This window comes from Pseudomonas fluorescens (assembly GCF_018614775.1).
In the GTDB taxonomy this organism is placed as follows: Bacteria; Pseudomonadota; Gammaproteobacteria; order Pseudomonadales; family Pseudomonadaceae; genus Aquipseudomonas; species Aquipseudomonas fluorescens_BY.
This window is the reverse complement of record NZ_JAGGOF010000048.1, coordinates 15,196-40,332: the sequence shown is the minus strand read 5'-3', so window position 1 is coordinate 40,332 and position 25,137 is coordinate 15,196. Positions and strand designations below refer to the sequence as shown.

24 protein-coding genes are annotated in these 25,137 nt (G+C 64.4%); 16 read left to right on the top strand and 8 right to left on the bottom strand.

What is annotated here, in order from left to right; all coding sequences use genetic code 11:
• Positions 1-74 precede the first annotated feature (74 nt).
• Positions 75-503: an NINE protein gene (locus J7E36_RS13635; RefSeq protein WP_215003708.1), complete on the top strand. Its 429-nt coding sequence runs from the start codon at positions 75-77 to the stop codon at positions 501-503.
• A 129-nt stretch (positions 504-632) separates the two neighbouring features.
• Here the strand turns inward: J7E36_RS13635 and J7E36_RS13630 are convergent, their stop codons facing one another.
• From J7E36_RS13630 to gshB, 7 genes are all read right to left on the bottom strand, one after another.
• Positions 633-1,904: a dihydroorotase gene (locus J7E36_RS13630; protein WP_215003706.1), complete on the bottom strand. Its 1,272-nt coding sequence runs from the start codon at positions 1,902-1,904 to the stop codon at positions 633-635.
• A complete protein-coding gene (locus J7E36_RS13625) occupies positions 1,901-2,905 on the bottom strand; it encodes an aspartate carbamoyltransferase catalytic subunit (protein ID WP_042731348.1) in 1,005 nt (334 codons plus the stop codon). The genes J7E36_RS13630 and J7E36_RS13625 overlap by 4 nt, the downstream gene beginning before the upstream one ends.
• Before the next feature lie 24 nt (positions 2,906-2,929).
• Positions 2,930-3,436: a bifunctional pyr operon transcriptional regulator/uracil phosphoribosyltransferase PyrR gene (gene pyrR / locus J7E36_RS13620; protein ID WP_215003704.1), complete on the bottom strand. Its 507-nt coding sequence runs from the start codon at positions 3,434-3,436 to the stop codon at positions 2,930-2,932.
• Between the two features lie 84 nt (positions 3,437-3,520).
• Positions 3,521-3,958: a Holliday junction resolvase RuvX gene (gene ruvX / locus J7E36_RS13615; protein WP_215003702.1), complete on the bottom strand. Its 438-nt coding sequence runs from the start codon at positions 3,956-3,958 to the stop codon at positions 3,521-3,523.
• Positions 3,958-4,527, bottom strand: a complete 570-nt coding sequence (locus J7E36_RS13610; protein ID WP_215003700.1) for a YqgE/AlgH family protein — start codon at positions 4,525-4,527, stop codon at positions 3,958-3,960. Before J7E36_RS13610 ends, ruvX begins: the two co-directional genes overlap by 1 nt.
• Before the next feature lie 136 nt (positions 4,528-4,663).
• Positions 4,664-5,560, bottom strand: coding sequence for an energy transducer TonB (locus tag J7E36_RS13605; protein WP_215003698.1), 897 nt, complete (start codon positions 5,558-5,560; stop codon positions 4,664-4,666).
• A 76-nt stretch (positions 5,561-5,636) separates the two neighbouring features.
• Positions 5,637-6,590, bottom strand: a complete 954-nt coding sequence (gshB, locus tag J7E36_RS13600; RefSeq protein WP_215003696.1) for a glutathione synthase — start codon at positions 6,588-6,590, stop codon at positions 5,637-5,639.
• A gap of 223 nt (positions 6,591-6,813) precedes the next feature.
• Between gshB and J7E36_RS13595 the strand changes: the two genes are divergently transcribed.
• From J7E36_RS13595 to J7E36_RS13570, 6 genes are all read left to right on the top strand, one after another.
• Entirely contained in the window at positions 6,814-7,245 is a 432-nt protein-coding gene (locus J7E36_RS13595) for a response regulator (protein ID WP_215003694.1), read from the top strand.
• A gap of 43 nt (positions 7,246-7,288) precedes the next feature.
• Entirely contained in the window at positions 7,289-7,654 is a 366-nt protein-coding gene (pilH, locus tag J7E36_RS13590) for a twitching motility response regulator PilH (RefSeq protein WP_215003692.1), read from the top strand.
• 10 nt (positions 7,655-7,664) lie between these two features.
• Entirely contained in the window at positions 7,665-8,204 is a 540-nt protein-coding gene (locus J7E36_RS13585) for a chemotaxis protein CheW (protein WP_215003690.1), read from the top strand.
• A 140-nt stretch (positions 8,205-8,344) separates the two neighbouring features.
• On the top strand, positions 8,345-10,399 hold the full coding sequence (locus J7E36_RS13580) for a methyl-accepting chemotaxis protein (protein ID WP_215003688.1): 2,055 nt from the start codon (positions 8,345-8,347) through the stop codon (positions 10,397-10,399).
• A gap of 171 nt (positions 10,400-10,570) precedes the next feature.
• Positions 10,571-16,495 carry an Hpt domain-containing protein gene (locus J7E36_RS13575; RefSeq protein WP_215003686.1) on the top strand — a complete coding sequence of 1,975 codons (5,925 nt, stop codon included), beginning with the start codon at positions 10,571-10,573 and terminating at the stop codon, positions 16,493-16,495.
• Entirely contained in the window at positions 16,488-16,961 is a 474-nt protein-coding gene (locus J7E36_RS13570; protein ID WP_215003684.1) for a chemotaxis protein CheW, read from the top strand. Before J7E36_RS13575 ends, J7E36_RS13570 begins: the two co-directional genes overlap by 8 nt.
• Here J7E36_RS13570 and J7E36_RS13565 read toward each other — a convergent pair.
• Complete coding sequence (locus tag J7E36_RS13565) at positions 16,958-17,473, bottom strand: hypothetical protein (RefSeq protein ID WP_215003682.1); 516 nt, start codon at positions 17,471-17,473, stop codon at positions 16,958-16,960. The two genes, J7E36_RS13570 and J7E36_RS13565, sit on opposite strands and share 4 nt — an antisense overlap.
• A gap of 358 nt (positions 17,474-17,831) precedes the next feature.
• Between J7E36_RS13565 and mdcA the strand changes: the two genes are divergently transcribed.
• The 9 genes from mdcA (at position 17,832) to madM (ending at position 25,081) form a co-directional block, all read left to right on the top strand.
• Positions 17,832-19,499, top strand: a complete 1,668-nt coding sequence (gene mdcA / locus J7E36_RS13560) for a malonate decarboxylase subunit alpha (RefSeq protein WP_215003680.1) — start codon at positions 17,832-17,834, stop codon at positions 19,497-19,499.
• Positions 19,499-20,374, top strand: a complete 876-nt coding sequence (locus tag J7E36_RS13555; RefSeq protein WP_215003678.1) for a triphosphoribosyl-dephospho-CoA synthase — start codon at positions 19,499-19,501, stop codon at positions 20,372-20,374. The genes mdcA and J7E36_RS13555 overlap by 1 nt, the downstream gene beginning before the upstream one ends.
• Positions 20,374-20,673 (top strand): malonate decarboxylase subunit delta, encoded by a 300-nt coding sequence (locus J7E36_RS13550; RefSeq protein WP_215003676.1) that lies wholly within the window; start codon positions 20,374-20,376, stop codon positions 20,671-20,673. Before J7E36_RS13555 ends, J7E36_RS13550 begins: the two co-directional genes overlap by 1 nt.
• The gene (locus J7E36_RS13545) at positions 20,666-21,517 is read left to right on the top strand and encodes a biotin-independent malonate decarboxylase subunit beta (RefSeq protein ID WP_215003674.1); all 852 of its coding nucleotides are present in this window, start codon (positions 20,666-20,668) and stop codon (positions 21,515-21,517) included. The genes J7E36_RS13550 and J7E36_RS13545 overlap by 8 nt, the downstream gene beginning before the upstream one ends.
• Positions 21,514-22,317, top strand: coding sequence for a biotin-independent malonate decarboxylase subunit gamma (gene mdcE, locus J7E36_RS13540; protein WP_215003672.1), 804 nt, complete (start codon positions 21,514-21,516; stop codon positions 22,315-22,317). Before J7E36_RS13545 ends, mdcE begins: the two co-directional genes overlap by 4 nt.
• A complete protein-coding gene (locus J7E36_RS13535) occupies positions 22,311-22,934 on the top strand; it encodes a malonate decarboxylase holo-ACP synthase (protein WP_215003670.1) in 624 nt (207 codons plus the stop codon). Before mdcE ends, J7E36_RS13535 begins: the two co-directional genes overlap by 7 nt.
• Positions 22,931-23,851, top strand: coding sequence for a malonate decarboxylase subunit epsilon (gene mdcH / locus J7E36_RS13530; protein ID WP_215003669.1), 921 nt, complete (start codon positions 22,931-22,933; stop codon positions 23,849-23,851). The genes J7E36_RS13535 and mdcH overlap by 4 nt, the downstream gene beginning before the upstream one ends.
• Positions 23,852-23,918: 67 nt before the next feature.
• Positions 23,919-24,311: a malonate transporter subunit MadL gene (gene madL, locus J7E36_RS13525; RefSeq protein WP_215003667.1), complete on the top strand. Its 393-nt coding sequence runs from the start codon at positions 23,919-23,921 to the stop codon at positions 24,309-24,311.
• 5 nt (positions 24,312-24,316) lie between these two features.
• Positions 24,317-25,081, top strand: coding sequence for a malonate transporter subunit MadM (gene madM, locus J7E36_RS13520; RefSeq protein WP_215003665.1), 765 nt, complete (start codon positions 24,317-24,319; stop codon positions 25,079-25,081).
• Positions 25,082-25,137: the final 56 nt, after the last annotated feature.

Genomic DNA, 25,137 nt, shown 5'->3' with positions numbered 1-25,137 from the left:
CGCTTGTCGGCGAGACATTAATAAGTCACAAAAAGTCCGAAAAAATTTATCTATCGAGGTGAAAGAGACTCTTCATGAACAGCTATCAACCGGACACCCTCCACGACACCCACAGCAAAATCATCGGTTATCTGCTGTGGATTTTCGGTTTCACCGGTGCCCATCGCTTTTATTACGGCAAGCCGGTCACCGGTACGATCTGGTTCTTCACCTTCGGCCTGCTGGGTATCGGCTGGCTGATCGACCTGTTCCTGATTCCGGCCATGGATCGCGAAGCGGACCTGCGCTTTACCCCGGGGCCCATCGAATACACCGTGGCGTGGGTCCTGCTGACCTTCCTCGGGGTGCTCGGCGTGCACCGCATGTATCAGGGCAAATGGCTCAGCGGCATCATCTACCTGCTGACCGGCGGGGTGTTTTTCCTGGGGGTGCTGTATGACTTCTGGACACTGAATGACCAGGTTTCGATTCGTAATGCGCAGAAGCGGGGGGCTTTTCAGTAAGTCAGGGTACCGAGTCGCCTGCAATCGCGAGCAGGCTCGCTCCCACATTGGGCCGAGGTGTTCACAGGTCATGTGTTCACCGAAGATCCCTGTGGGAGCGAGCCTGCTCGCGATGGGCGCGACGCGGTGTCAGGCCTGGTGAGTGATCCGCCCATCCATCAGGGTATACCGCACCACCCCCGGCAGGCTGTGGCCCAGGAATGGGCAGTTGTCGCCCTTCGAGCGCCAGGCTTCGCCGGCCACGGTCGAAGCTGCCGGATCAAACAGCACCAGGTCCGCTGCCGCACCCACGGCCAGTTTCCCGGCCGGCAATTGCAGGGCCTGGGCCGGGCCGGCGCTCAAGCGTGCCAGCAGTGTAGGCAGGTCCAGCAAGCCGTCTTCCACTAGGGTCATCGCCAGCGGCAACAGCAGTTCGACGCTGCTGATGCCGGGCTCGGTGGCGCCGAACGGTGCCAGCTTGGCATCGCGCTCGTGGGGCTGGTGATGGCTGGAAATGGCCGAGATCACCCCGGATTTCACCGCCTCGCGCAAGCCATCGCGGTCGGCGCGGGTGCGCAGCGGCGGCTGGACGTGGTAGACGCTGTTGAAATCGATCAGCGCTTCGTCCGTCAGGATCAGTTGGTACAGCGCCACATCGGCGGTGACCGGCAAGCCACGGGCCTGGGCCTGGGCGATCAGCGCCGCACCACGGGCGCTGGTCAACTGGCTGAAGTGCGCGCGTACGCCGCTTTGCTCCACCAGCAGCAGGTCCCGGGCCAGGGCCACGGTCTCGGCGGTTTCCGGGATACCCGGCAGGCCGAGGAAGCTGGCGGTCGGGCCTTCGTGGGCCAGGCCACCCTCGGCCAGGTCGTGATCCTGGGAGTTGAAAATCACCGTCAAGCCAAAGGTCGCCGCGTACTCCAGGGCGCGGCACAGGGTGCGGGTGTTGCGGAAACTGTTCAGGCCGTTGCCGAACGCCACGCAACCGGCGTCGCGCAGGGCGATGAGTTCGGCCAGTTGCTCGCCGTCGAGGCCTTTGCTCAGTGCGCCGATCGGGAAGACCTTGGTGTTGCCGGCTTCGCGGGCACGGTCGAGGATCAGTTCAGCCACGGCCGAGGTGTCCAGCACCGGTCGGGTCTGCGGCGGACAGCACAGGCTGGTCACGCCACCGGCGGCGGCGGCCCGGGTTTCGCTGACGATGCTGCCCTTGCGGCTGTAGCCGGGTTCGCGCAGGGCCACGTTCAGGTCCACCAGGCCAGGCGCGGCCACCAGGCCTTGGGCGTCGACGGTCTCGACGGCGACAAAGCCGGCGGGCGGGGCGCCCAGGGCGACGATTTTGCAGGCATCGATATGGATATCGGTCACTTGATCCAGGCCGCTGGCCGGATCGATCACGCGTGCGCCGAGAATGCTGAGTTTCACTGGGCGTTCTCCTGGTCGAATTGGCGCTGGGCCGTTTGCCCGCTCATGGCCATGGACAGCACGGCCATGCGGATGGCGATGCCGTAGGTCACCTGGTTGAGGATCACCGAATGCGGCCCATCGGCCACCGCCGACTCGATCTCCACGCCACGGTTGATCGGCCCCGGGTGCATGACGATGGCGTCCGGCTTGGCCCCGGCCAGGCGGGCGGTGGTCAGGCCATAGAGCCGATAGAACTCGCCTTCGCTGGGCAGCAGGCCGCCGGTCATGCGTTCACGCTGCAGGCGTAGCATGATCACCACGTCGACATCCTTGAGGCCTTCGGTCATGTCGGTGTAGACCTTCACGCCGTACTGCTCGACGCCAATGGGCAGCAGGGTCTTCGGCGCGATCACGCGAATGTCCGGGCAGCCGAGGGTCTTGAGGGCCAGCATGTTCGAGCGCGCCACCCGCGAATGCAGGATGTCGCCGACGATGGCCACCGAGAGGTTCTCGAAGCTGCCCTTGTGCCGGCGGATGGTCAGCATGTCCAGCATGCCCTGGGTCGGGTGGGCGTGACGGCCGTCGCCGCCGTTGATGATCGCCACCTGTGGGCAGACATGCTCGGCAATGAAATGCGCCGCGCCGGAGTCGCCGTGACGCACGACGAACATGTCGGCGGCCATGGCTTCGAGGTTGCGCAGGGTGTCGAGCAGGGTTTCACCCTTGCTCGCCGAGGACGTCGATACGTTGAGGGTGATCACGTCCGCCGACAGCCGCTGGGCCGCCAGCTCGAAGGTGGTGCGGGTGCGGGTGGAGTTTTCGAAGAACACGTTGCACACGGTCTTGCCGCGCAGCAACGGGACTTTCTTCACCGCCCGGGCGCCGACTTCGAGGAACGAGTCGGCGGTGTCGAGGATTTCCGTCAGCAGCTCGCGGCGCAAGCCGTCGAGGGACAGGAAGTGCCGCAGCTGGCCCTGATCGTTGAGCTGCAGCGGGCGCTTGGTTTCGAGAGGCGTCATCGCAATGGACTCTTACAAGGGCAGTTAAAGGGCAAGGTCTTGCAGTTCGAGCTGCAGCGGTGTGGGGCCGGAGAGCTTGACCCGCTCGTGGCCGGCCAGCGCCAGCGTCGCGCCGACCACGTTCGGGCGGATTGGCAGCTCGGCGGCGTCCAGGTCCAGCAGGCACACCAGCGTCACACTGGCCGGGCGGCCATAATCGAACAGCTCGTTCATGGCAGCGCGGATGGTCCGCCCGCTCATCAGCACATCGTCGATCAGCACCAGGTGTTGGCCTTCGATCTCGAACGGCAGGGCCGAGGGACGCACCTGCGGGTGCAGGCCGTTCTGGCTGAAGTCGTCGCGGTAGAACGACACGTCCAGGGTGCCCAGTGGCGATTGGCTGCCCAGTTCATCGAGCAAGGCCTGGGCGACCCAGACGCCACCGGTGCGAATGCCGATGTAGCGCGGTTCGCGGATGCCGCGTTGTTCCAGGTGGGCCGTGAGACGGATCGCCATCTGGCTGATCAGTTCGGCAGGATTGGGCAGGCTCATGCTGGCTCCTTCAGGTTTCCGGGCCGGTGTGAGGGGCGCGGTGTATCGCTAAAAGAAAGCGCCCTGGCGGCGCTTTGTAGAAAATCAGGTGTCGAACAGGGTGGCGTTGGCGTCGAGCCAGCCCTGCAGCAGCAGAGCGGCGGCGATGGCGTCCACCGGGTTGTCGCGGTAACTGCCTTTCTGCCCGCCGCGCACCAGGCGCTCGCCCTTGGCCTCGAAGGTGGTCAGCCGTTCGTCGTGGGTATAGAAAGGCAGGTTGAAACGCCCATTGAGCCGGCGAGCAAACTTTTCAGCGCGCAGGCACATGTCGCTGGGGGTGCCGTCCATGTTCAGCGGCAGGCCCACCACCACGGCATCGGGTTTCCACTCCTTGATCAGCGCTTCGACCTGGTTCCAGTCCGGCACGCCGTTCTGCGCCTTCAGGGTGCACAACTCGCGAGCCTGGCCGGTGATGACCTGGCCGACTGCAACGCCGATCTGTTTGGTGCCGTAATCGAAGCCCAGCAGCAAGCGCAGGGCCATCAGGCGTGTCCCGCCTGGCTGGTGAGCAGGCTGAGGTTGACCCCCAACCGGCTGGCCGCCGCATCCAGGCGCAATTCGCTGCTGGTGTTGAACAGGATGTCAGCGTCGAACGGGCAGGTCAGCCAGGCGTTGTCGGCCAGCTCGGCTTCCAGTTGCCCGGCTTCCCAGCCGGCGTAGCCAAGGGCGATCAGGCTTTTGGCCGGGCCGACGCCGTCGGCGATGGCGAACAGCACGTCCTGGGACGTGGACAGCGACACACCGTTGAGGTCCACGGTGGCCTGGTAGGTCGGCCCCGACGGGTGGAGCACGAAGCCGCGGTCGGTCTGCACCGGGCCGCCGATGAAAATCGGCACGTGCTGGCACAGGACCGGCGGCTCTACGTCGGGGCGCAACTGCTCAAGAATGTCCGCCAGGTTCAACTCCTGCGGGCGATTGACCACCAACCCCATGGCCCCATTGGCCGTGTGCTCGACAATGTAGGTCAAGGTGTGGGCAAAGTTCGGATCGGCCATGTGCGGCATGGCGATCAGGAATTGATGCTTGAGGTAGGTGGGGCTGACATTTTTCATAGGCGCTAGTGTGGCGGCGCGGGGGCGAACTGACAAGCCGGGGATGTGCTGGAAATACTCGAAATCGACATGAAACCCCTGTGGGAGCGAGCAGGCTCGCTCCCACAGGGAATTACCACAGGGGGATTCGGGGTATTCAGTTGCTTGAGAGTCGATCACCCCGGGCGAACTTCCAGGTGCGGATGATCTCCAGCCGGTCGATGTCCGACAGGTCCCCGGTAAACGGCGCGAACGGTGCCGCCAGGCGCACGATCCGCTGGGCGGCCTGGTCGAGCAGCGGCTGGCCGGAGGACTCCAGCACCAGCACTTCATACAGCGAGCCGTCGCGATTGATCGAGACCATCAGCCGCAGGTTGCCGTAGATCTGCTTGCGCCGGGCTTCGTCGGGGTAGTTGAGGTTGCCGATGCGCTCGACCTTCTTGCGCCACTCGTCCTTGTACCAGGCGCCCTTGTCGCGCATGGTCGAGGCGGCGCTCAGGCGGTGGATGCGCGGGCGTTTGGCGTAGAGCTGTTGTTCCTGGGCCAGTTCGGCTTCCAGGCTGGCGATGTCGCTGGACAACTGGGAGCTGTCGAAGGTTGGCGCGGGGGCCTTGGGCTTGGGGTCGGGCTTGACCTCTTCCTTGACCGGGGCTTTTTTCGGCTTCGGCGCCACGGTGGTCACGGCTGCCTTGGGCGCGGTTTCCTGCACCTCGGGCTTGGCCGCCGGGGGAGGAGCGGCTTTCTGCACCTGATTGTCCTGGAACGGGGCGATCTCGGTGGTCTTGGGGATTGCTTTCTTTTCCAGGGTGCCGCTGCCCTGTTGGTTTTCCTGGGCGAGGAAATCGGCCTTCGCAGGCTTTTTCTCGCTCTTGAAGGTGGCCAGGGTAATTTCCAGGGTCTGGCTGATCTGCTTGGGCTCGACCGTGGCAAAACCCACACCCAGCAGCAGGGCCAGGTGGATCAGCGCCGCCAGGAACAGGGTAAAACCGAGGCGATCAGCCGGGCGCACGCCGCGATGGGCGAGCTCTTGGGGCAGATCGGACGGGAGGGTCATGACAAGGAAACCAACATCGCGTTTTTTTCAGGCCGGGCATGATAACGCAATGTGGGTTTCCTTCATCAGATCTGGATCAACGAGCCTTGAGCTTCTGATCGATGGCATCCATCAGCATCCCGCCGATGTCGGTGCCAAAGGCATTGTCGATCTCGCGGATGCAGGTCGGGCTGGTGACGTTGATTTCCGTCAGGTGCTCGCCGATCACGTCCAGGCCTACGAACAGCAGGCCTTTCTCGCGCAGCGTCGGACCGACCTGAGCGGCAATCCAGCGGTCTTTCTCGGTCAATGGACGGGCCTCGCCACGACCGCCGGCCGCCAGGTTGCCGCGGGTTTCGCCGGCCGCCGGAATACGTGCCAGGCAATAGTCCACCGGTTCGCCGTCGATCATCAGGATGCGCTTGTCGCCATCGACGATGGCGGGCAGGTAACCCTGGATCATGATCTGCTGCTGGCCGTGCAGGGTCAGGGTTTCCAGGATCACCGACAGGTTCGGGTGGCCGGCGGTGTGACGGAAGATCGAGGAACCGCCCATGCCGTCCAGAGGCTTGAGGATCACGTCGCCGTGGTGGTCGGCAAACGCGCGCAGCACGTCCGGGCGGCGGCTGACGATGGTCGGCGGCGTGCACTGCGGGAACAGCGTGGCGAACAGTTTTTCGTTGCAGTCACGCAGGCTCTGGGGTTTGTTGACCACCAGCACGCCGGCGCTTTCGGCCTGTTCCAGCAGGTAGGTGGAGTAGACGAACTCCATGTCGAACGGCGGATCCTTGCGCATCAGGATCACGTCGAGGTCACTCAGCAGCGCATCGCTTTCCGCGCCCAGCTCAAACCACTTCTCGGGGTTGGCGAAGACGTTCAGCGGTTTCATCCGCGCCCGCGCCTGGCCTTCGGCCTGGTAGAGGTCGCGCTGTTCCATGTAGAACAGCTCCCAGCCGCGCTTCTGAGCGGCCAGCAGCATGGCCAGCGAGCTATCCTTTTTGTAGGAAATGCTGGCGATTGGGTCCATGACAATGCCGACGCGTACGCTCATGGCTTGGTTCCTCGAAATGTGATGGGCACAAATGGCCTGAAAAAGTGGCGTCAGAGTGGCGCCCGGAAGATTGGCGGTCAAGGAAAAACCACCGCACCGACCGGCCGATAGATCGGCGATGGAGACTGTGCTAAAAAGGCTGCCATGTGACGCGCGGGCCTTGAACATCAAGGGTTTGCGCCGTCGTTCACCCTGACGTGTTAAAAACCGGTCCGCAGTGGCAATGGCAGAGCAATTCACGCAGCAGCAACCCAGTGCCTTGAAGGTCATGGTCATCGACGACTCGAAGACCATTCGCCGCACCGCCGAAACCCTGCTGCGCAACGTCGGCTGCGAGGTGATCACGGCCGTCGACGGCTTCGATGCCCTGGCCAAGATTGTCGACCACCACCCGGGCATCATCTTTGTCGACATCATGATGCCGCGCCTGGATGGCTACCAGACCTGCGCCCTGATCAAGAACAACAGTGCGTTCAAGGCCACGCCGGTGATCATGCTGTCGTCCCGGGACGGGTTGTTCGACAAGGCCAAGGGGCGCATCGTCGGCTCCGATCAGTTTTTGACCAAACCGTTCAGCAAGGAAGAACTGCTGGGTGCGATACAGGCCCATGTCCCGGGCTTTGCCGCTGTCCAGCCGCACCAGGCACATCAATGACACTCGGCCAACGGGCCAGGGGTCGACAAAAATGGGGAACACCATGGCACGTATCCTGATCGTCGATGATTCGCCGACCGAAATGTACAAACTGACCGGCATGCTGGAAAAGCACGGCCACGAAGTACTGAAAGCCGAAAACGGCGCCGACGGCGTGGCCCTGGCCCGGCAGGAGAAACCCGACGCCGTGCTGATGGACATCGTCATGCCCGGCCTCAACGGTTTCCAGGCCACCCGCCAGTTGACCAAGGACCCGGACACCGGGCACATCCCGGTGGTCATCATCACCACCAAGGATCAGGACACCGACAAGGTCTGGGGCACACGCCAGGGCGCGAAGGATTACCTGACCAAGCCGGTGGATGAAGAAACCCTGATCGCGACCCTGAACAAAGTGCTGGCGGGTTGACGGCGCGGCCATGAGCCAGACCCTGACCGCCTTCGAGCTTCTGCTGCAGATCGATCGGCGCTGCCGGCTGTTGGGGGCGGACCTGCCGTCCCAGCCGACCCACTGCGACAGTTGGAGCGGCATCGGTTTTCGCTTGGGCGAACATTGGTACGTGGCGCCCATGGGCGAAGTCAGCGAAGTGCTCCCCGAACCCCGTTACACACAGTTGCCCGGGGTCAAGCCATGGGTGCGCGGCGTGGCTAACCTGCGCGGGCGCCTGTTGCCGTTGATGGACCTGTGCGGTTTCTTCGGCCATGAGCTGTCGAGCGTGCGCAAGCAGCGGCGGGTGCTGGTGGTGGACCACGACGAGGTGTTCACCGGGTTGCTGGTGGACGAGGTCCTCGGGTTGCAGCATTTCCCCCGGGGCAGCCTGGAGCCGACGCTGATGGACGACCTCGATGGCCCGGAGTCGGCCTTCGTCAAGGGCCGGTTTCCCGGCGAGCTGCAGTGGCAGGTGTTCAGCCCGTTTGCGCTGACACGCTCGCCGGGGTTCATGGATGTGGCGATATGAGCAGCGCAGCACAGCTCTTGTGGGAGCGAGCCTGCTCGCGATGGCGTCGGATCAGCCAGCACTGATGCTGACTGATACACCGCCATCGCGAGCAGGCTCGCTCCCACAGTGATGACCGCAGGCAGTACAGGCGAGAACCGATGATCAAGGCAAATACAGGCAAGTCACTGGAAGCGTCGCGCAGTCGTTCGCAGATCATCGTGCTGTTCGTCGCATTGATTGTCTTCATCGTGCTGCTGTTTGCCAACTTCGCTTACCTCAACACCCAATCCACCTACGACAAGCAGTACATCGGTCACGCCGGTGAACTGCGGGTGCTGTCCCAGCGCATCGCCAAGAATGCCACCGAGGCCGCTGCCGGCAAGCCCGCGGCGTTCAAGTTGCTGAGCGAGGCGCGCAATGATTTTGCCCAGCGCTGGGGTTACCTGAAACAGGGTGACCCGGTCACTGGCTTGCCCCCGGCGCCGGCTACCCTGCGCCCGCAAATGCGCGCCGTGCAGCTGGATTGGGAGCGCCTGCTGAAGAACACCGATGCCATCCTGTCCAGCGAGCAGACCGTCCTGTCGCTGCATCAGGTGGCGGCGACCCTGGCCGAAACCGTGCCGCAATTGCAGGTCGAGTACGAAAAAGTCGTCGAAATCCTGCTGCAACGCGGCGCGCCGGCGGCCCAGGTGGCCATGGCCCAGCGCCAGTCGTTGCTGGCCGAACGGATTCTCGGCGCGGTGAACACCGTGCTGGCGGGGGATGAGAACGCCAGCCAGGCCGCCGACACCTTTGGCCGCGACGCCGCGCGTTTTGGCCAGGTGCTCAACGGCATGTTGCAGGGCGACCCGGCCTTGAAGATTTCCCAGGTCCAGGACCGTGATGCCCGGGCACGCCTGAGCGAAATCAGCGAGTTGTTCGAGTTCGTCTCGGGCTCGGTGGATGAAATCCTCGAAACCTCGCCGGAGCTGTTCAAGGTTCGCGAGTCGGCCGGCAACATTTTCAACCTGTCGCAAACCCTGCTCGACGAGGCTTCACACCTGGCCACGGCCTTCGAGAATCTGGCCGGCGGGCGGGCGCCCAACGCCATCGGCGGTTATGTGCTGGGCCTGCTGGCACTGACGTCGATCATCCTGATCGGCCTGGTGATGGTCCGCGAAACCAACCGTCAGTTGCGAGAAACCGCCGAAAAGAATGAGCGCAACCAGAACGCGATCATGCGCCTGCTGGACGAAATCGAGGATCTGGCCGACGGCGACCTGACGGTAACGGCTTCGGTCACCGAGGACTTCACCGGCACCATCGCCGACTCCATCAACTACTCGGTGGACCAATTGCGCGACCTGGTGGCGACCATCAACCTTACTGCCGGCCAGGTCGCCGCCGCCGTACAGGAAACCCAGGCCACGGCGATGCACCTGGCCCAGGCTTCCGAGCATCAGGCCCAGCAGATTTCCGAAGCGTCGACTTCAATCAATGAAATGGCCCAATCCATCGACCAGGTGTCGGCCAATGCCGCCGAATCGTCGGCAGTGGCCGAGCGTTCGGTGGAAATCGCCAACAAGGGCAACGAGGTGGTGCACAACACCATTCATGGCATGGACAACATTCGCGAGCAGATCCAGGACACCGCCAAGCGCATCAAGCGCCTGGGTGAGTCGTCCCAGGAAATCGGCGACATTGTCAGCCTGATCGACGACATCGCCGACCAGACCAATATTCTGGCCCTGAACGCCGCCATCCAGGCGTCCATGGCCGGCGATGCCGGACGCGGTTTTGCGGTGGTGGCCGATGAGGTGCAGCGGTTGGCGGAACGTTCTTCGGCGGCGACCCGGCAGATCGAGACGCTGGTGCGGGCGATCCAGGCCGACACCAATGAAGCGGTGATTTCCATGGAACAGACCACCACCGAAGTGGTGCGCGGTGCCCGGCTGGCCCAGGATGCCGGCGTCGCCCTGGAGGAAATCGAAGGCGTGTCCAAGACCCTGGCGGCGCTGATCCAGAGCATCTCCAACGCGGCGCAGCAGCAGACCACCTCGGCGGGGCAGATTTCCCTGACCATGAACGTGATCCAGCAGATCACCACGCAGACCTCGTCCGGCTCCACCGCCACCGCCGAAAGCATCGGCAACCTGGCGAAGATGGCCAGCCAGCTGCGGCGCTCGGTGTCCGGGTTCACGTTGCCGGCGGCGGTGGATGAGGACAAGGCTTGATAGCTGGAGGCGGCCTCTGGGGCGAGGGCAATGATGTGGGAGCAAGGCTTGCCCGCGATGGGAGCGCCGCGTCTGTCGGTAGATTGAGTTGCCTGTATCGCGAGCAAGCTTTGCTCCCACGGATAGATCGCCTTGCCACAAGGGTTCTGTATTTGCCGCACTGGAGTCGTTATGGCTGATCGGCACGACTATGTGGCCCTTGAGTGGGTCAAGGGCGAGATTGCCGAAACGCTGAAGCAGGCCCATCTGGCCCTCAACCGCCTGGTGGACGACCCGCAGGCGTCGGACGCCCTTGCGCAATGCCTGGCGGGCATTCACCAGGTGCACGGTGGCTTGCAGATGGTCGAGTTCTACGGCGCCGCCTTGCTGGCCGAAGAAATGGAACAGCTGTGCGCTGCCTTGCAGGACAACCGCATCAGTCATCGCGACGAAGCCATCAGCCTGTTGAGCCAGGCCCTGGGACAGTTGCCGATCTACCTGGACCGCGTCCAAAGCGCGCGCCGCGACTTGCCACTGGTGGTACTGTCCTTGATCAACGACCTGCGCAGCGCCCGGGGCGAGAGCCTGTTGTCGGAGACCAGCCTGTTCAGCCCCGAGTTGCCGCAGATGCCCGCGCTGAGCGACGAGGCGCTGAGGCAACTCGAACCGCCGGACCTGCCGAACACCCTGCGCAAATGGCGCCAGACCCTGCAAATGGCCCTCGTCGGCCTGTTGCGCGAACAGGATGACGCGACTCATCTCGGTTACCTGGCCAAGGTCTTCCAGCGCCTGGAAGTGCTGTGCGCCGGGGCGCCGCTCAATGCGCTGTGGCAGGTGGCTTCGGCACTGGTCGAAGGCATGCGCGACGGGCGCATCGCCAACAGCCCGGCGCTGCGCAGCCTGATCAAGGAAGCCGACAAGGAACTCAAGCGCCTGCTCGACCAGGGCCTGCCCGGCATCAATCAACCGGCACCGCCCCACCTGCTCAAGAGCTTGTTGTTCTATATTGCCAAGGCCGAACACCCCAGCGGGCAGATGCAGATCATGAAAGAACGCTACTCACTGGACGACGCGCTGCCCGACAGCGCCATGGTCGACGAAGAACGTGCGCGCCTCGCCGGGCCCGACCGCGACGCCCTGCGCTCGGTGCTCACCGCGCTTTGCGAAGAACTGGTGCGGGTCAAGGAGCGCCTCGACCTGTTCGTGCGCAGCGATCGCCAGCACGCCTCGGAGCTGGACAGCCTGCTGGCGCCGCTGCGACAGATCGCCGATACCCTGGCGGTGCTGGGCTTCGGCCAGCCACGCAAGGTCATCATCGACCAACTGGCAGTAGTCCTGAGCCTCGCCCAGGGCCAGCGCGAACCCGATGACGCGACGCTCATGGACGTCGCCGGTGCCCTGCTCTACGTCGAGGCGACCCTGGCCGGCATGGTCGGCACCGTCGAGCCCGAGAGCCGCGAAGACACGCACCTGCCCACCACCGACCTGACCCAGATCCACCAGATCGTCATCAAGGAAGCGCACACCTGCCTGCAACAGGCCAAGGACATGATCGTCGACTACATCGACGCCGACTGGAACCGCGAGCAATTGCTGCCTTTGCCAGCGTTGCTGACCCAGGTCCGCGGTGCGCTGGCGATGATCCCCCTGAGTCGCGCGGCCGGCCTGGTCGAGGCCTGCAACGATTTCATCCGCGACCATCTGCTACTCGATCAGGTTCAGCCGGGGTGGGAAGCACTCGATCACCTGGCCGATGTGATCAGCGGCCTCGAATACTACCTGGAGCGCTTGAGCGAAGACCCGCAAACCCCCGGAGAACCTTTGCTGGATGAGGTCGAGCGGAGCCTGGCCGCGCTCGGTTATTACCCAGACGAAGCGCGTGTTCCGCTGCTCGATGATGTGCTGAGCCCCAACGAAGCCCAGCTCATGCAGAACTTGCAGGAACTGGACGATCCGCAGACCGTGCAATCCCTGGCGCAAGTGCTGGCCAGTCCGATGTCGACGGTCAACCCACCGGCCAGGAACACACCGGGCAGCCTGCTGCCGCCGCCCTTGGATGAACGTCCGGTGGACGACGAGTTGCGCGAGGTTTTCCTTGAGGAAACCGACGAGGTGCTGGACGTCCTGCGCGAATACCTGCCGCGCTGGAGCGCGCACCCCGACGACCATGGCGCCCTGAGCGAACTGCGCCGGGCCTTCCATACTCTCAAGGGCAGCGGCCGGATGGTGCGGGCGTTGATACTGGGCGAACTGGCCTGGGCCGTGGAAAACCTGCTCAACCGGGTGCTGGAACGCAGCGTCGAACCGCTGGCTTCGGTTCGCCAACTGGTCGAGGAGACCGTGCAGTTGCTGCCGGCTCTCGTCGACGAATTCGCTGCCAGTCGACAGCGGCAGCGCGACGATGTCGACCGCCTGGCCGCCCGCGCCCATGCCCTCGCCAAGGGCGGCGACGAGGCCGATGAAGACGCGCAGGACGTGGTCGCTCTCGATCCGCTGCTGCTGAAGATCTTCGACAATGAAGCCCAGGGCCATCTTGGCAGTATCAATCGTTTTCTCGACCAGGCCACCGATCACTTGCCGTTGCAGGCCAGCGATGAACTGCAGCGGGCCTTGCACACCCTCAAGGGCAGCGCCTCCATGGCTGGCGTGCTGCCGATTGCCGAACTGGCCGGCGCGATGGACGAACTGGCCCGGGAATACAAGGCGCACCTGATCGCCCTTGATCTGGATGAGATCGAGCTGTTGCTGGAGGCCGAAGGGCTGCTGCGACGCGGCTTGCGCCAGTTGCACCGCGAGCCGCTGGCGCCGATCGCCGGCGCGGAAGACCTTGTCCGACGCGCCCAATCCTTGTTGGCCGAGCGTCTGCAAACGGCCCTCAACGCCCCGAACAAAGGCCCGCGGACCAAGCGCGATCCTCAGTTGATCAACAACTTCCTTGCCCAGGGCATGGACATCCTGCTCGACGCCGAAAGTCTGTTGCAGCGCTGGCAGCAGCACCCGGGCGAAGGCCAGGAGTTGAGCGCGTTGCTGGATGAGCTGACCACCCTCGGCGAAGGCGCGCACCTGGCGGACCTGCACCCGGTGGACGCACTCTGCGAAGCCTTGCTCGATCTCTACGGCGCGGTGGAGGAAAGCAGCCTGGCGGTCAGCGATGTGTTTTTTCAGGAAGCGCAGCGTGCCCATGAAGCGCTGATCGGCATGCTCGACGAACTGGCGGCCGGGCAGTCCGTGCATCCGCAACCCGAGCGGGTGCAGGCCCTGCACCGGCTGCTCGAAGACAGCCTCGACCCGGCGGCCACTGGTCTGATCCGCAGCGATGGCAGCCGGACCCTGAGCATTCGCGAACTGGGCCATGCGACTGCCGAGCTCGAACGCGACGCCCCCACCCAGACTCCGGTGGACGACGACATCGTCGCGATCTTTCTCGAAGAGGCCCAGGACATTCTCGACAGCGCCGCCCAGGCCTTGCAGCGTTGGCTGGCCGACCCGGCCAACGGCGCCCCGCTGTCTTCATTGCAACGGGATTTGCACACCCTCAAGGGCGGGGCGCGGATGGCCGATATCCATCCGGTGAGTGACCTGGCCCAGGAACTGGAAAATCTCTACGAAGGCCTGGTGGATCGCCGCTACAGCCATAGCGAGGCGCTTGAGCAACTGCTCGAGAGCAGCCACGAGCGTCTTGACCTGTTGCTCGGGCAGTTGCAACAGGGTCGGCCACTGGGCGATCCCGTTGCACTGATCGATGCCATCCGCCGCTTCCGCCAGGACAAGCCGAACGCTCTCGAAAGCGCTGGGGCAAGCCGGGGCGATTCGGCCGGCCAGGATCCCGAGCTGCTGGAGATCTTCCTCGAAGAAGGCTTCGACATCCTCGACAGCTCCGCGGCGGCGTTGCTGCGCTGGCAGGCCGAACCGTCGAATCGCCAGGCGGTGGAAACCCTGCTGCGCGATCTGCACACCCTCAAGGGTGGTGCGCGAATGGTGGAAATCGTGCCCATCGGCGACCTGGCCCATGAGCTGGAAAACCTTTATGAAGGCTTGTCGGCGGGGCTGCTCCAGCCGAGCCCGAGCCTGTTCACCTTGTTGCAAAGCAGCCATGACCGACTGGCGCAGATGCTTGACGCCGTGCGCGCCGGGCATCCGTGTCCACCGGCCGATCGGCTGATTGCGCAGATCCAGGCGGTGAATCAGCCACAGGAACGCGACACCCCTCCCGTGGTTGCTGTGCAGGAACCGCTGCCGGCCCCGGCTATCGTTCCGAAGCCGACGGCTACCAAACCCGAAACCGGCGACGGCGCGGACACGGTCAAGGTCTCCGCCGAACTGCTGGACGATCTGGTCAACCTGGCCGGTGAAGCCTCAATCTTCCGCGGACGCATCGAACAGCAGGTCAACGATGCACGGGTGGCCCTGGGCGAGATGGAAACCACCATCGAGCGCATGCGTGACCAGTTACGTCGCCTGGATACCGAAACCCAGGGGCGGATTCTCAGCCGTCAGCAGGTGGAGGCCGAACGCCTGGGCTACGAAGAATTCGACCCGCTGGAAATGGACCGTCATTCCCAGTTGCAGCAATTGTCGCGGGCACTGTTCGAATCCGCTTCGGACCTGCTCGACCTCAAGGAGACCCTTGACCGCGGCAACCACGACGCCGAAAACCTGTTGCAGCAACAGGGGCGGATCAACACCGAACTCCAGGAAAGCCTGATGCGTACGCGCATGGTGCCGTTCGAGCGCATGCTGCCACGGCTCAAGCGCATCGTCCGGCAAGTGGCGCAAGAGCTGGGCAAGGACGTCGAATTCGTGGTCGGCAATGCCGAAGGCGAGATGGACCGCAACGTGCTGGAACGCATGGCTGCGCCCCTGGAGCATATGCTGCGCAACGCCGTCGACCATGGCCTGGAGCCCGCCGACGTGCGCCTCGCCGCGGGCAAGCCGACCCGGGGGCGCATCAGCCTCGACTTGTCGCGCGAAGGGGGCGACATCATTTTCGATATCCGCGACGACGGCGCCGGCGTGCCATTGGACGCGGTGCGGCGCAAGGCGATCAAGCGCGGCCTGCTGGCCCCGGACAGCGATATCAACGACCGTGACGTGTTGCAGTTCATCCTGCAGCCGGGATTCTCCACCGCCGAAAAAATCACCCAGATCTCCGGACGCGGCGTCGGCATGGACGTGGTCCACGAAGAAGTACGGCAACTGGGCGGCAGCATGATCATCGATTCGACGCCGGGGCAGGGCGTGCATTTCCGCATCCGCCTGCCGTTCACCCTGGCAATCAACCGGGCGTTGATGGTGCAGTGCCACGAGGACCAGTACGCGATTCCGCTCAATACCATTGAAAGCATCGTCCGGGTCTTGCCCGCTGAGCTGGACGGCTATTACCAGCTTGATCCACCGACCTACACCTATGCCGGGCAGCGCTACGAGCTGTGTTACCTGGGCGAGTTGCTGAAAACCGGCGCGCGCCCAAAACTATTGGGCCAGAGCCAACCCTTGCCGGTGCTGCTGATGCAGTGCAACGAGCGGCATGTCGCCGTGCAGGTGGACGCCACCGCCGGTACCCGCGAGATTGTGGTCAAGAGCCTCGGTGCACCATTTTCGGCGGTGCAGGGGCTGTCCGGGGCGACGATCCTGGGGGACGGCCGGGTGGTGCTGATTCTCGACCTGCTGGCACCGATCCGCGCTTTGCCCCACCAGGTTCCCCGCCGGCCATCACCGGCCGAAAGCGAGGGCGAACCGCAACGGCCGCTGCTGGTGCTGGTGGTGGACGACTCGGTGACGGTGCGCAAGGTCACCAGCCGTCTGCTGGAGCGTCATGGCATGCACGTCCTCACCGCGAAGGACGGCGTGGACGCGATGGCGCTGCTGGCCGAACATTCGCCGGACCTGATGCTGCTGGACATCGAAATGCCGCGCATGGACGGGTTCGAAGTGGCGACCCTGGTGCGCAACGACCCGCGCCTGGCGCACCTGCCGATCATCATGATCACCTCTCGCACCGGCCAGAAACACCGCGACCGCGCCATGGCCATCGGCGTCAATGACTACCTGGGCAAGCCGTACCAGGAATCGGTGCTGCTCGACAGCATCGCGCACTGGAGCAAGCCCCATGCATGACCTGCACCCCCACCAGCGCGCCAGCCACCTCACTGGGCTGTTGCTGCCCCTGGCGGACCGTCACCTGATCCTGCCCAACGTGGCGGTGGCCGAGTTGATCGACTACCAGAGCAGCGCGTTCGATCTGGACACACCGCCGTGGTTCCTGGGCTGGGTGAGTTGGCGCGAACGGCAGATCCCGCTACTGAGCTTCGAGTCGGCCTGCGGCCAGAAAACCGTGATCGGCGAGCGGGTACGCATCGTCGTCCTCAACGCCTTGGGCGGCCGCCCGGCGCTACGCTTCATGGCGTTGCTGGTCCAAGGCATCCCACGCTCCTGCAAGCTCGACACCCAACTGAGCTACGTCGACGTGCCGCTGTGCGGGCTGGAGCAGGCGGCGGTGCAAGTGGGCGAACACGTGGCGAAAGTGCCGGACCTGCTGGCGTTGGAAGAGTTGGTGGTCGCCGCTGGTTTGGTAAACACCTAAGCCAGCATACAAACCCTGTGGGAGCGGGCTTGCTCGCGAAGGCGTCGGAACAGTCGACATTGATGTTGAACACCGGGCCCGCTTCCCCCTCTCGTACCAATCACGACATGGGGCGGCCTGGCGCCGGAGTAGGGCACTTGAGTTACTGGAAGGTCAATCCAAGTGCCATGTGGAGTGCGTTCATCTATCCAAAAAATGGGAACGCCAAGCGAGTCGGAATCTGTAACGATGAGTCCGATCGACGTTGCTTCCCCTGGCTCCGGTGGGTAGACCCGATATCTGAAGGTTATTTCAAGCTGCCCTTTCTCCTGTTCACCGCCAGGAAAGGAAAAGATCTTTGCAAGAGATGCTTGAAACGTCTGTGGTGGCCTCCACTCCAGCTTACCGGACCAGAAAGTATTAGGACCTTCTTCAGTTTTGAGTAGCCCATCCAGAGATCCAACATCATTTTCCCAACCGTTCCTTTCTCCGTCTTCAAAATTGTGCCCATAGTCAACGTCATCAGTGTTCATGTGCTTTCCTCCGATCGTCGGCGCTTTCAATGCTGCTCTTGAATCGGGCATCCAGGGTTGCAGCACAGACATTTGGCGCTGTAAAAAGCGGGCAGGCTACTGTCAGCATTGACAGTTCGAGACGCTGATTCGATAGACGGTCACCAGCTGTCTGTGGGAGCGAGCCTGCTCGCGATGGCGTCGGATCAGTCACCACTGGTGCAGCCTGACCCACCGCCATCGCGAGCAGGCTCGCTCCCACAGGGTGGGTGTGTTCAACCGTTACTCCAAGCGTAACGATCCGTCGCCGTGCTTGATTGATGCCCTTGCCCCAACGCTCCTAAGGTGATGCCCACGACAGCGAACCCGTGGAGTGGTCATGACAACAATATCCCCCGACTCGCGCTGGACGCGGCGGCGCAGCGAAAAGCAGCGGCGCCTCGGTCTGGTGAAAGGGCTGGCCGATGGTGTGGTGTTGCCCACCGACAAGATCGTGGCGGCGCTGGAGGCTTTGATTGTGCCGGGCGACCGTGTGGTGCTGGAGGGCAACAACCAGAAGCAGGCGGATTTCCTGTCGCGCGCCCTGGCCAAGGCCGATCCGTCGACGCTGCACGACCTGCACATGATCATGCCCAGCGTCGGCCGCTCCGAGCACCTGGACCTGTTCGAGCGCGGCATCGCCCGCAAGCTCGACTTTTCCTTCGCCGGCACCCAGAGCCTGCGCATCAGCCAGTTGCTGGAAGATGGCCTGCTGGAAGTCGGCGCGATCCACACCTACATCGAGCTGTATGCCCGGCTGGTGGTCGACCTGATTCCCAACGTGGTGCTCTGCGCCGGTTTCATGGCCGACCGCGCCGGCAACATCTACACCGGCCCGAGCACCGAAGACACCCCGGCGCTGATCGAGCCGGCGGCCTTCAGCGATGGCATTGTCATCGTCCAGGTCAACCAGTTGGTGGACGACGTCAGCGACCTGCCACGGGTGGATATCCCGGCGTCCTGGGTCGATTTCGTGGTGGTGGCCGACAAGCCGTTCTATATCGAACCGCTGTTCACCCGTGATCCGCGTCACATCAAGCCGGTGCACGTGCTGATGGCGATGATGGCGATTCGCGGGATCTACGAAAAACACAACGTCCAGTCCCTCAACCACGGTATCGGTTTCAACACCGCCGCCATCGAATTGATCCTGCCGACCTATGGCGAATCCCTCGGCCTGAAGGGCAAGATCTGCCGCAACTGGACCCTCAATCCCCACCCAACGTTGATCCCGGCCATCGAAAGCGGCTGGGTCGAGAGCGTGCATTGCTTTGGCACCGAACTGGGCATGGAACACTACATCGCAGCCCGGCCGGACGTGTTCTTCACCGGCCGCGACGGCTCGCTGCGCTCCAACCGCATGGTCTGCCAACTGGCCGGGCAGTACGCGGTGGACCTGTTCATCGGCGCCACGCTGCAAGTGGACGGCGACGGCCATTCCTCGACGGTGACCCGTGGTCGGTTGGCCGGCTTCGGCGGCGCGCCAAACATGGGGCACGACCCGCGCGGTCGTCGCCACGGTACGCCGGCCTGGCTCGACATGCGTCACGGCGACGGCGAGGCGCCGTTGCTGGAGCGTGGCAAGAAGCTGGTGGTGCAGATGGTCGAGACCTTCCAGGAGGGCGGCAAACCGACGTTCGTCGAGACCCTCGACGCAGTGGATGTGGCGAAGAAAGCCGGCATGGACCTGGCGCCGATCATGATCTACGGCGACGACGTCACCCATCTGCTGACCGAAGAAGGCATCGCTTACCTGTACAAGGCTCGCTCGCTGGAAGAGCGCCAGGCCATGATCGCAGCCGTGGCCGGCGTCACCGCCATCGGCCTGCGGCATAACCCCAAAGATACCGCACGCATGCGCCGCGAAGGGTTGATCGCTTTGCCCGAAGACCTCGGCATCCGCCGCACCGACGCCACCCGCGAACTGCTCGCCGCCAAGAGTGTGGCCGATCTGGTGGAGTGGTCCGGAGGCCTCTACAACCCGCCCGCCAAGTTCAGGAGCTGGTAATGCACGTACTCAACCTGCAACCAAGCACCCTGACCCTGGCCGAACGGCTCGCGGACCTGGCCGTGGATGCCTTGATCGACGAGGCGGACTTGTCGCCCAAACCTGCGTTGGTGGACCGGCGCGGCAATGGCGCGCACACCGATCTGCACTTGGGCCTGATGCACGCCTCAGCGCTGGCGTTATGGCCGGCGTTCAAGGCAATGGCCGACGCGGCCATCGAACTGGGCGAAGTGGGCCTGCCCTTGCGCGAAGCCTTGGGGCGCATCGGCCGTGAAGGTGAGCAAGCGATGCTCTCTACCACTCACGGGGTGAACACCCACCGTGGCGCCATCTGGGCCTTGGGCCTGTTGGTGGCCGCTGCGGCGCTGGAACCTGAGTCCACCGGTGCAGGCGTCATCACCCTGCGCGCCGCCCGTTTGGCATTGATCGAGGATCGCTACGCGCCAAAACCCATGAGCCATGGCGCCGAAGTGGCCCAACGCTACGGCGCGCGCGGCGCCCGGGAAGAAGCGCAACTCGGCTTTCCGGCGGTGATGCAGCGTGGATTGCCGCAACTCAAGCGCAGCCGCGCCCAAGGTCATGGCGAGCAGAACGCTCGTCTCGACGCCTTGCTGGCGATCATGACCCACCTGGCGGACACCTGCGTGCTGTACCGCGCCGGCGAGCCCGGCCTGCAGGCCATGCAGCTCGGTGCCCAAGCGGTACTGGACGCCGGTGGCAGCGCCAGCCTCGGCGGTCGCCGCCGGTTGCATGAGCTGGACCAACAACTGATCGCCTTGAACGCCTCGCCCGGCGGCGCCGCCGACCTGCTCGCGGCCTGCCTGTTCGTCGACCGTCTTGAATCGGGTGACGGCGTCATCCAGGGAGCTTTCTGATGCAAACCTTATCCTTTGAATTCCCCGCCGGGCAGCCGCCACGGGGCCGTGCGCTGGTGGGCTGCGTGGGCTCGGGCGACCTGGAAGTGCTGATCGAGCCGGGGGCGGCGGGCAAGCTGACCATCCAGGTGCAGACCTCGGTCAATGGCAGCGAGCAACGCTGGCAGCATCTCTTCGCGCGCATGTTCGACGGCCAGACGCCGCCCGCGCTGTCCATCGACATCCATGATTTCGGTGCCACTCCCGGGGTGGTGCGTTTGCGCCTGGAGCAAGGCTTCGAGGAGATCGGCCATGACTGACAGCGCAGCGTTGCTCAACAAACACAGCTTCGTCGAACTCGGCGCCCGGCAGCGGGCGAAAGCCTTGCTCGATGACGGTACTTTCCGTGAACTGCTCGACCCGTTCCAGCGAATCATGTCGCCCTGGCTGTTGCGTCAAGGTGTGGTGCCGCAAAGCGACGACGGCGTGGTGATCGCCAAAGGCACGCTCGACGGCCTGCCAGTGGTGATCGCCGCCATCGAGGGTGCGTTCCAGGGTGGCAGCCTCGGCGAAGTCGGCGGGGCGAAGATCGCCGGCGCGCTGGAGCTGGCCGCCGAGGACAACCGTAACGGTATTCCGACCCGTGCCGTACTGCTGCTGGAAACCGGCGGCGTGCGGTTGCAGGAGGCCAACCTCGGTCTGGCGGCGATTGCCGAGATTCATTCGGCGATCGTCGACCTGCGCCAGTATCAACCGGTGGTCGGCGTGGTGGCTGGCAGCGTCGGCTGTTTTGGCGGCATGTCCATCGCCGCCGGGCTGTGCAGTTACCTGCTGGTGACCCAGGAAGCGCGGCTGGGCCTGAACGGCCCGCAAGTGATCGAACAGGAGGCCGGGCTCGACGAATACGACTCCCGCGACCGGCCCTTCATCTGGAGCCTGACCGGCGGCGAGCAGCGTTTCGCCACGGGATTGGTGGACCGTTATGCGGCCGATGATGTGCCGCAGATCCGCCAACAGGTCTGCCAGCTGCTGCACCTGGGTGTGCCCGCCGAACACCGCAGCGGCCAGGCCGAACTGTTCCTGCAACGCCTGGCCCGATTGGACACTGACGTGCAGATAGAACCGGCAGCGGTTCGCCAGCTGTATCAGGGAGAACACCCATGAGTTCGTATTCATTGAGAGGCCTGCGCTGGTTCGAAGCCTTGAGCGCTGGCGCCAGTCAGCTGCCAGGATTGCCCGCTTCGGTGAAAGCTGCCGACGCCAGGCTGGGTGGGAAAACCGTGCGGCTGCTGGCGGTCGTGGCCGATCCCGATAACCGTTTTCCCCGCGCTCGCAACGGCGAAGTCGGCTTGCTGGAAGGCTGGGGCCTGGCCAAGGCCGTGGACGATGCCATCGAGGCCGACCGCGAGACGTCCAGCAAGCGGGCGCTGATCGCTATTGTCGATGTGCCGAGCCAGGCTTACGGTCGCCGCGAAGAAGCCCTGGGCATTCACCAGGCGCTGGCCGGTGCGGCGGACAGTTATGCCCGCGCCCGCTTGGCCGGCCATCCGGTGATCGGCTTGCTGGTGGGCAAGGCGATGTCCGGGGCGTTCCTGGCCCACGGCTACCAGGCCAACCGGCTGATTGCACTGCGCGACCCGGGGGTGATGGTCCACGCCATGGGCAAGGCCTCGGCGGCGCGGGTGACCCTGCGCAGTGTCGAAGAGCTTGAAGCGCTGGCCGCCAGCGTGCCGCCGATGGCCTATGACATCGACAGTTTTGCCAGCCTGGGCCTGCTGTGGGAAACCTTGTCGGTGGAGCAGATTGAGCAGCCGTCTGCCGCCGATCTGGCTCGGGTCGTCGACTGTCTGCAACAAGCGATCAACGCTGTGACCGGCGCGCCGCGAAACCTGAGCAGCCGCCTGGGTGCGCCCCATCGGGCCGCTTCCAGCCATGTTCGCCAGTTGCTGAGCGCGCAGTGGTGAGCGGCTTCCTGGCCCACGACCTGCTGTGGGGGATGACCCCGGAGCAGTTGCCGACGGACGCGCCGGCGTGGGTCGCCGAGGCCCTCAGTCTCGGGCAACCGGTGGTGGTGCGGCGGGCGTCGACCCCGCCGGGGCAAGTCGCGGTGGGCGTGCGAGGTCCGGCCCGTGAGCAACGGTACGCCACGTCGATGCCGTTGGTGGCGATCCGGCGTCGGGTACGTCCGGAGGATCTGTGCCAGGTCGAAGCCCATCGGCACGTGCCGGCCCTGCAAGCGCTGGCCCGACTGCGATCGATGCTCGACACCAGCGGCTGGACCTGGGGCGTCAGCGGCAGCGCCGGGTTCGAACTGGCCACTGGCATCGAGGTGCTGCACGGGCGCAGCGACCTGGATCTGATCCTGCGCATGCCGCAGCCGCTGGATCGCGGCCAGGCCAGGGAGTTGCTGGCGCAACTGGACGACTCGGCCTGCGCCGTGGACATGCAATTGCAGACACCCTTCGGCGCGGTTGCCCTGCGAGAGTGGGCCGGTTCGTCACGTAGGGTCTTGCTCAAGGATGACGTCCAGGCGCGGCTGGTGAGCAATCCCTGGCAGCCATCGCTGGAGCAGGTCGCATGAGCAGCCTCCTGGTGTTCCCCGGCCAAGGCGCGCAACGGGCGGGCATGCTTCATGGCCTGGCGCCGCAGGTGTTGGTCGAGGCCAGCGACGTGCTCGGTGAAGACGTGTTGCAACTGGACAGTACCGAGGCCTTGCAATCGACGCGCGCCGTGCAGGTGTGCCTGTTGATTGCGGGTGTGGCGGCGTCCCGCCGCTTGCTGGAACAGGCGCCTGCGCCGGACTACGTCGCGGGGCTCTCCATCGGCGCCTATCCGGCGGCAGTGGTGGCCGGTGCGCTTGGCTTCGAGGCGGCGTTGCGGCTGGTCAGCCTGCGGGGCGAATTGATGCAGCGGGCGTATCCGCAAGGCTATGGCATGACCGCAATCATCGGCCTGGACCTCGCCGCCGTGGAAGGGGTGCTGGCACAGGTCCACAGCCACCAGACACCGGTCTACCTGGCCAACATCAATGCCGATAACCAAGTGGTCATCGCCGGCAGTGACGAAGCCATGGCGCTGGTCGCCAGGCACGCACGAAGCCAGGGCGCCGGCAAGGCCTGCCGGCTGGCGGTGAGTGCGCCGTCCCATTGCCCGCTGCTGGAGGCGCCGGCACAGACATTGGCCCAGGCGTTTGCCGACGTGCCGTTGCAAGCCCCGACGTTGGGTTACCTCAGCGGCAGCCGCGCCCGGCCTGTGGTCAACACAGAAGCCTTGCGCGACGACCTGGCCTTCAACATGTGTCGCGTGGTCGATTGGCGCGGCACGGTGCAAAGTGCCTACGAGCGCGGCGTGCGCTTGCAGATCGAACTGCCGCCCGGTGCGGTACTGACCGGGCTGGCGCGCCGGGTGTTCGAACAGGGGACCGTCATGGCGTTCGACGGTGCCAGGCTCGACACCTTGCAGGCGTTGCTCGCAGAGGAGGGAAGCCGCCAACCCTAGACCCCCGACTCAAGCTGGCGAAGCACAAAAACAACAACTTCGACGATGCACTTTGAGGACTACAGCAATGATTATCTACGGTGTGGCGTTTCTGGCCTTTTGTACCCTGACGGGTATCTTCATCGGCGAGCTGCTGGGCAAATTGATCGGTGTGCCGGCCAACGTCGGCGGCGTCGGCATTGCGATGCTGCTGTTGATTGGCCTGGGCAGTTATCTGAGCAAACGCGGTCTGTTCAAGGGCAAGTCCGAGGCCGGCGTGGAATTCTGGAGCGCGATCTACATTCCCATCGTGGTTGCCATGGCGGCTCAGCAAAATGTCTATGGCGCGCTCAAAGGTGGGCCGATGGCGATTCTGGCCGGGACCCTGGCGGTGGTGATTGCCTTTGCCTTGGTGCCGGTGCTGGTGCGCATCGGCCACAAAGGGCCTCGAGCCGATGTTTCCGTGAAGACGGTCGGGTGATCGCCATGTATGAATCAATGATGAAGGTGATTACCGGCTACGGCCTGATCAGTGGTTTCGCAATTGTCGGCATCACCATGTGGGTGTCGTACTGGATCAGCAACACGTTCACCAAGGGCCGCCTGCACGGTTCGGCCATCGCCATTCTGCTGGGGTTGGTACTGTCGTACATCGGCGGGGCGATGACCGGAGGGCAAAAGGGCGTGGTGGACATTCCCCTGCTTTCAGGGATTGGTTTACTGGGCGGCGCCATGCTGCGGGACTTTGCCATTGTCGCCACGGCGTTTGGCGTGAGTGTCGAGGAGCTCAAGCGCGCTGGCTTCGTCGGGGTTCTGGCACTGTTTGTCGGAGTGGGCACCTCGTTCATTGCCGGTGTAGGCGTGGCGTTGGCCTTCGGATACACCGACCCGGTGAGCCTGACGACCATTGGCGCCGGGGCGGTGACGTACATCGTCGGGCCCGTCACCGGAGCGGCCATTGGTGCCAGTTCCGAGGTGATGGCGCTGTCTATCGCCGCTGGGTTGATCAAGGCGATCCTGGTGATGGTGGCGACGCCTTTCGTGGCACCGATGATTGGTCTCGACAACCCACGCAGTGCGGTGATCTTCGGCGGGTTGATGGGCACCTCCAGCGGCGTGGCCGGCGGGCTGGCGGCGACCGACCCGAAACTGGTGCCGTATGGCTGCCTGACGGCGGCGTTCTATACCGCGCTTGGGTGCCTGCTGGGGCCTTCGTTGCTGTTTCTGATCATGCGCGGGTTGATGGGGTAGTTGTTGATCGTTCCCACGCTCTGCGTGGGAATGCCTCTTGTGACGCTCCGCGTCAC

Coding starts and splice junctions, on each gene's coding strand:
- J7E36_RS13565 (WP_215003682.1), bottom strand. CDS start 17,473: ATGAACACTGATGACGTTGACTATGGGCACAATTTTGAAGACGGAGAA.
- J7E36_RS13595 (WP_215003694.1), top strand. CDS start 6,814: ATGGCAGAGCAATTCACGCAGCAGCAACCCAGTGCCTTGAAGGTCATG.
- J7E36_RS13635 (WP_215003708.1), top strand. CDS start 75: ATGAACAGCTATCAACCGGACACCCTCCACGACACCCACAGCAAAATC.
- madL (WP_215003667.1), top strand. CDS start 23,919: ATGATTATCTACGGTGTGGCGTTTCTGGCCTTTTGTACCCTGACGGGT.
- ruvX (WP_215003702.1), bottom strand. CDS start 3,958: ATGGCCCTGCGCTTGCTGCTGGGCTTCGATTACGGCACCAAACAGATC.
- mdcA (WP_215003680.1), top strand. CDS start 17,832: ATGACAACAATATCCCCCGACTCGCGCTGGACGCGGCGGCGCAGCGAA.
- pilH (WP_215003692.1), top strand. CDS start 7,289: ATGGCACGTATCCTGATCGTCGATGATTCGCCGACCGAAATGTACAAA.
- madM (WP_215003665.1), top strand. CDS start 24,317: ATGTATGAATCAATGATGAAGGTGATTACCGGCTACGGCCTGATCAGT.
- J7E36_RS13580 (WP_215003688.1), top strand. CDS start 8,345: ATGATCAAGGCAAATACAGGCAAGTCACTGGAAGCGTCGCGCAGTCGT.
- J7E36_RS13610 (WP_215003700.1), bottom strand. CDS start 4,527: ATGAAAAATGTCAGCCCCACCTACCTCAAGCATCAATTCCTGATCGCC.
- J7E36_RS13575 (WP_215003686.1), top strand. CDS start 10,571: ATGGCTGATCGGCACGACTATGTGGCCCTTGAGTGGGTCAAGGGCGAG.
- J7E36_RS13550 (WP_215003676.1), top strand. CDS start 20,374: ATGCAAACCTTATCCTTTGAATTCCCCGCCGGGCAGCCGCCACGGGGC.
- J7E36_RS13605 (WP_215003698.1), bottom strand. CDS start 5,560: ATGACCCTCCCGTCCGATCTGCCCCAAGAGCTCGCCCATCGCGGCGTG.
- J7E36_RS13555 (WP_215003678.1), top strand. CDS start 19,499: ATGCACGTACTCAACCTGCAACCAAGCACCCTGACCCTGGCCGAACGG.
- J7E36_RS13585 (WP_215003690.1), top strand. CDS start 7,665: ATGAGCCAGACCCTGACCGCCTTCGAGCTTCTGCTGCAGATCGATCGG.
- gshB (WP_215003696.1), bottom strand. CDS start 6,590: ATGAGCGTACGCGTCGGCATTGTCATGGACCCAATCGCCAGCATTTCC.
- pyrR (WP_215003704.1), bottom strand. CDS start 3,436: ATGAGCCTGCCCAATCCTGCCGAACTGATCAGCCAGATGGCGATCCGT.
- mdcH (WP_215003669.1), top strand. CDS start 22,931: ATGAGCAGCCTCCTGGTGTTCCCCGGCCAAGGCGCGCAACGGGCGGGC.
- mdcE (WP_215003672.1), top strand. CDS start 21,514: ATGAGTTCGTATTCATTGAGAGGCCTGCGCTGGTTCGAAGCCTTGAGC.
- J7E36_RS13625 (WP_042731348.1), bottom strand. CDS start 2,905: ATGACGCCTCTCGAAACCAAGCGCCCGCTGCAGCTCAACGATCAGGGC.
- J7E36_RS13570 (WP_215003684.1), top strand. CDS start 16,488: ATGCATGACCTGCACCCCCACCAGCGCGCCAGCCACCTCACTGGGCTG.
- J7E36_RS13545 (WP_215003674.1), top strand. CDS start 20,666: ATGACTGACAGCGCAGCGTTGCTCAACAAACACAGCTTCGTCGAACTC.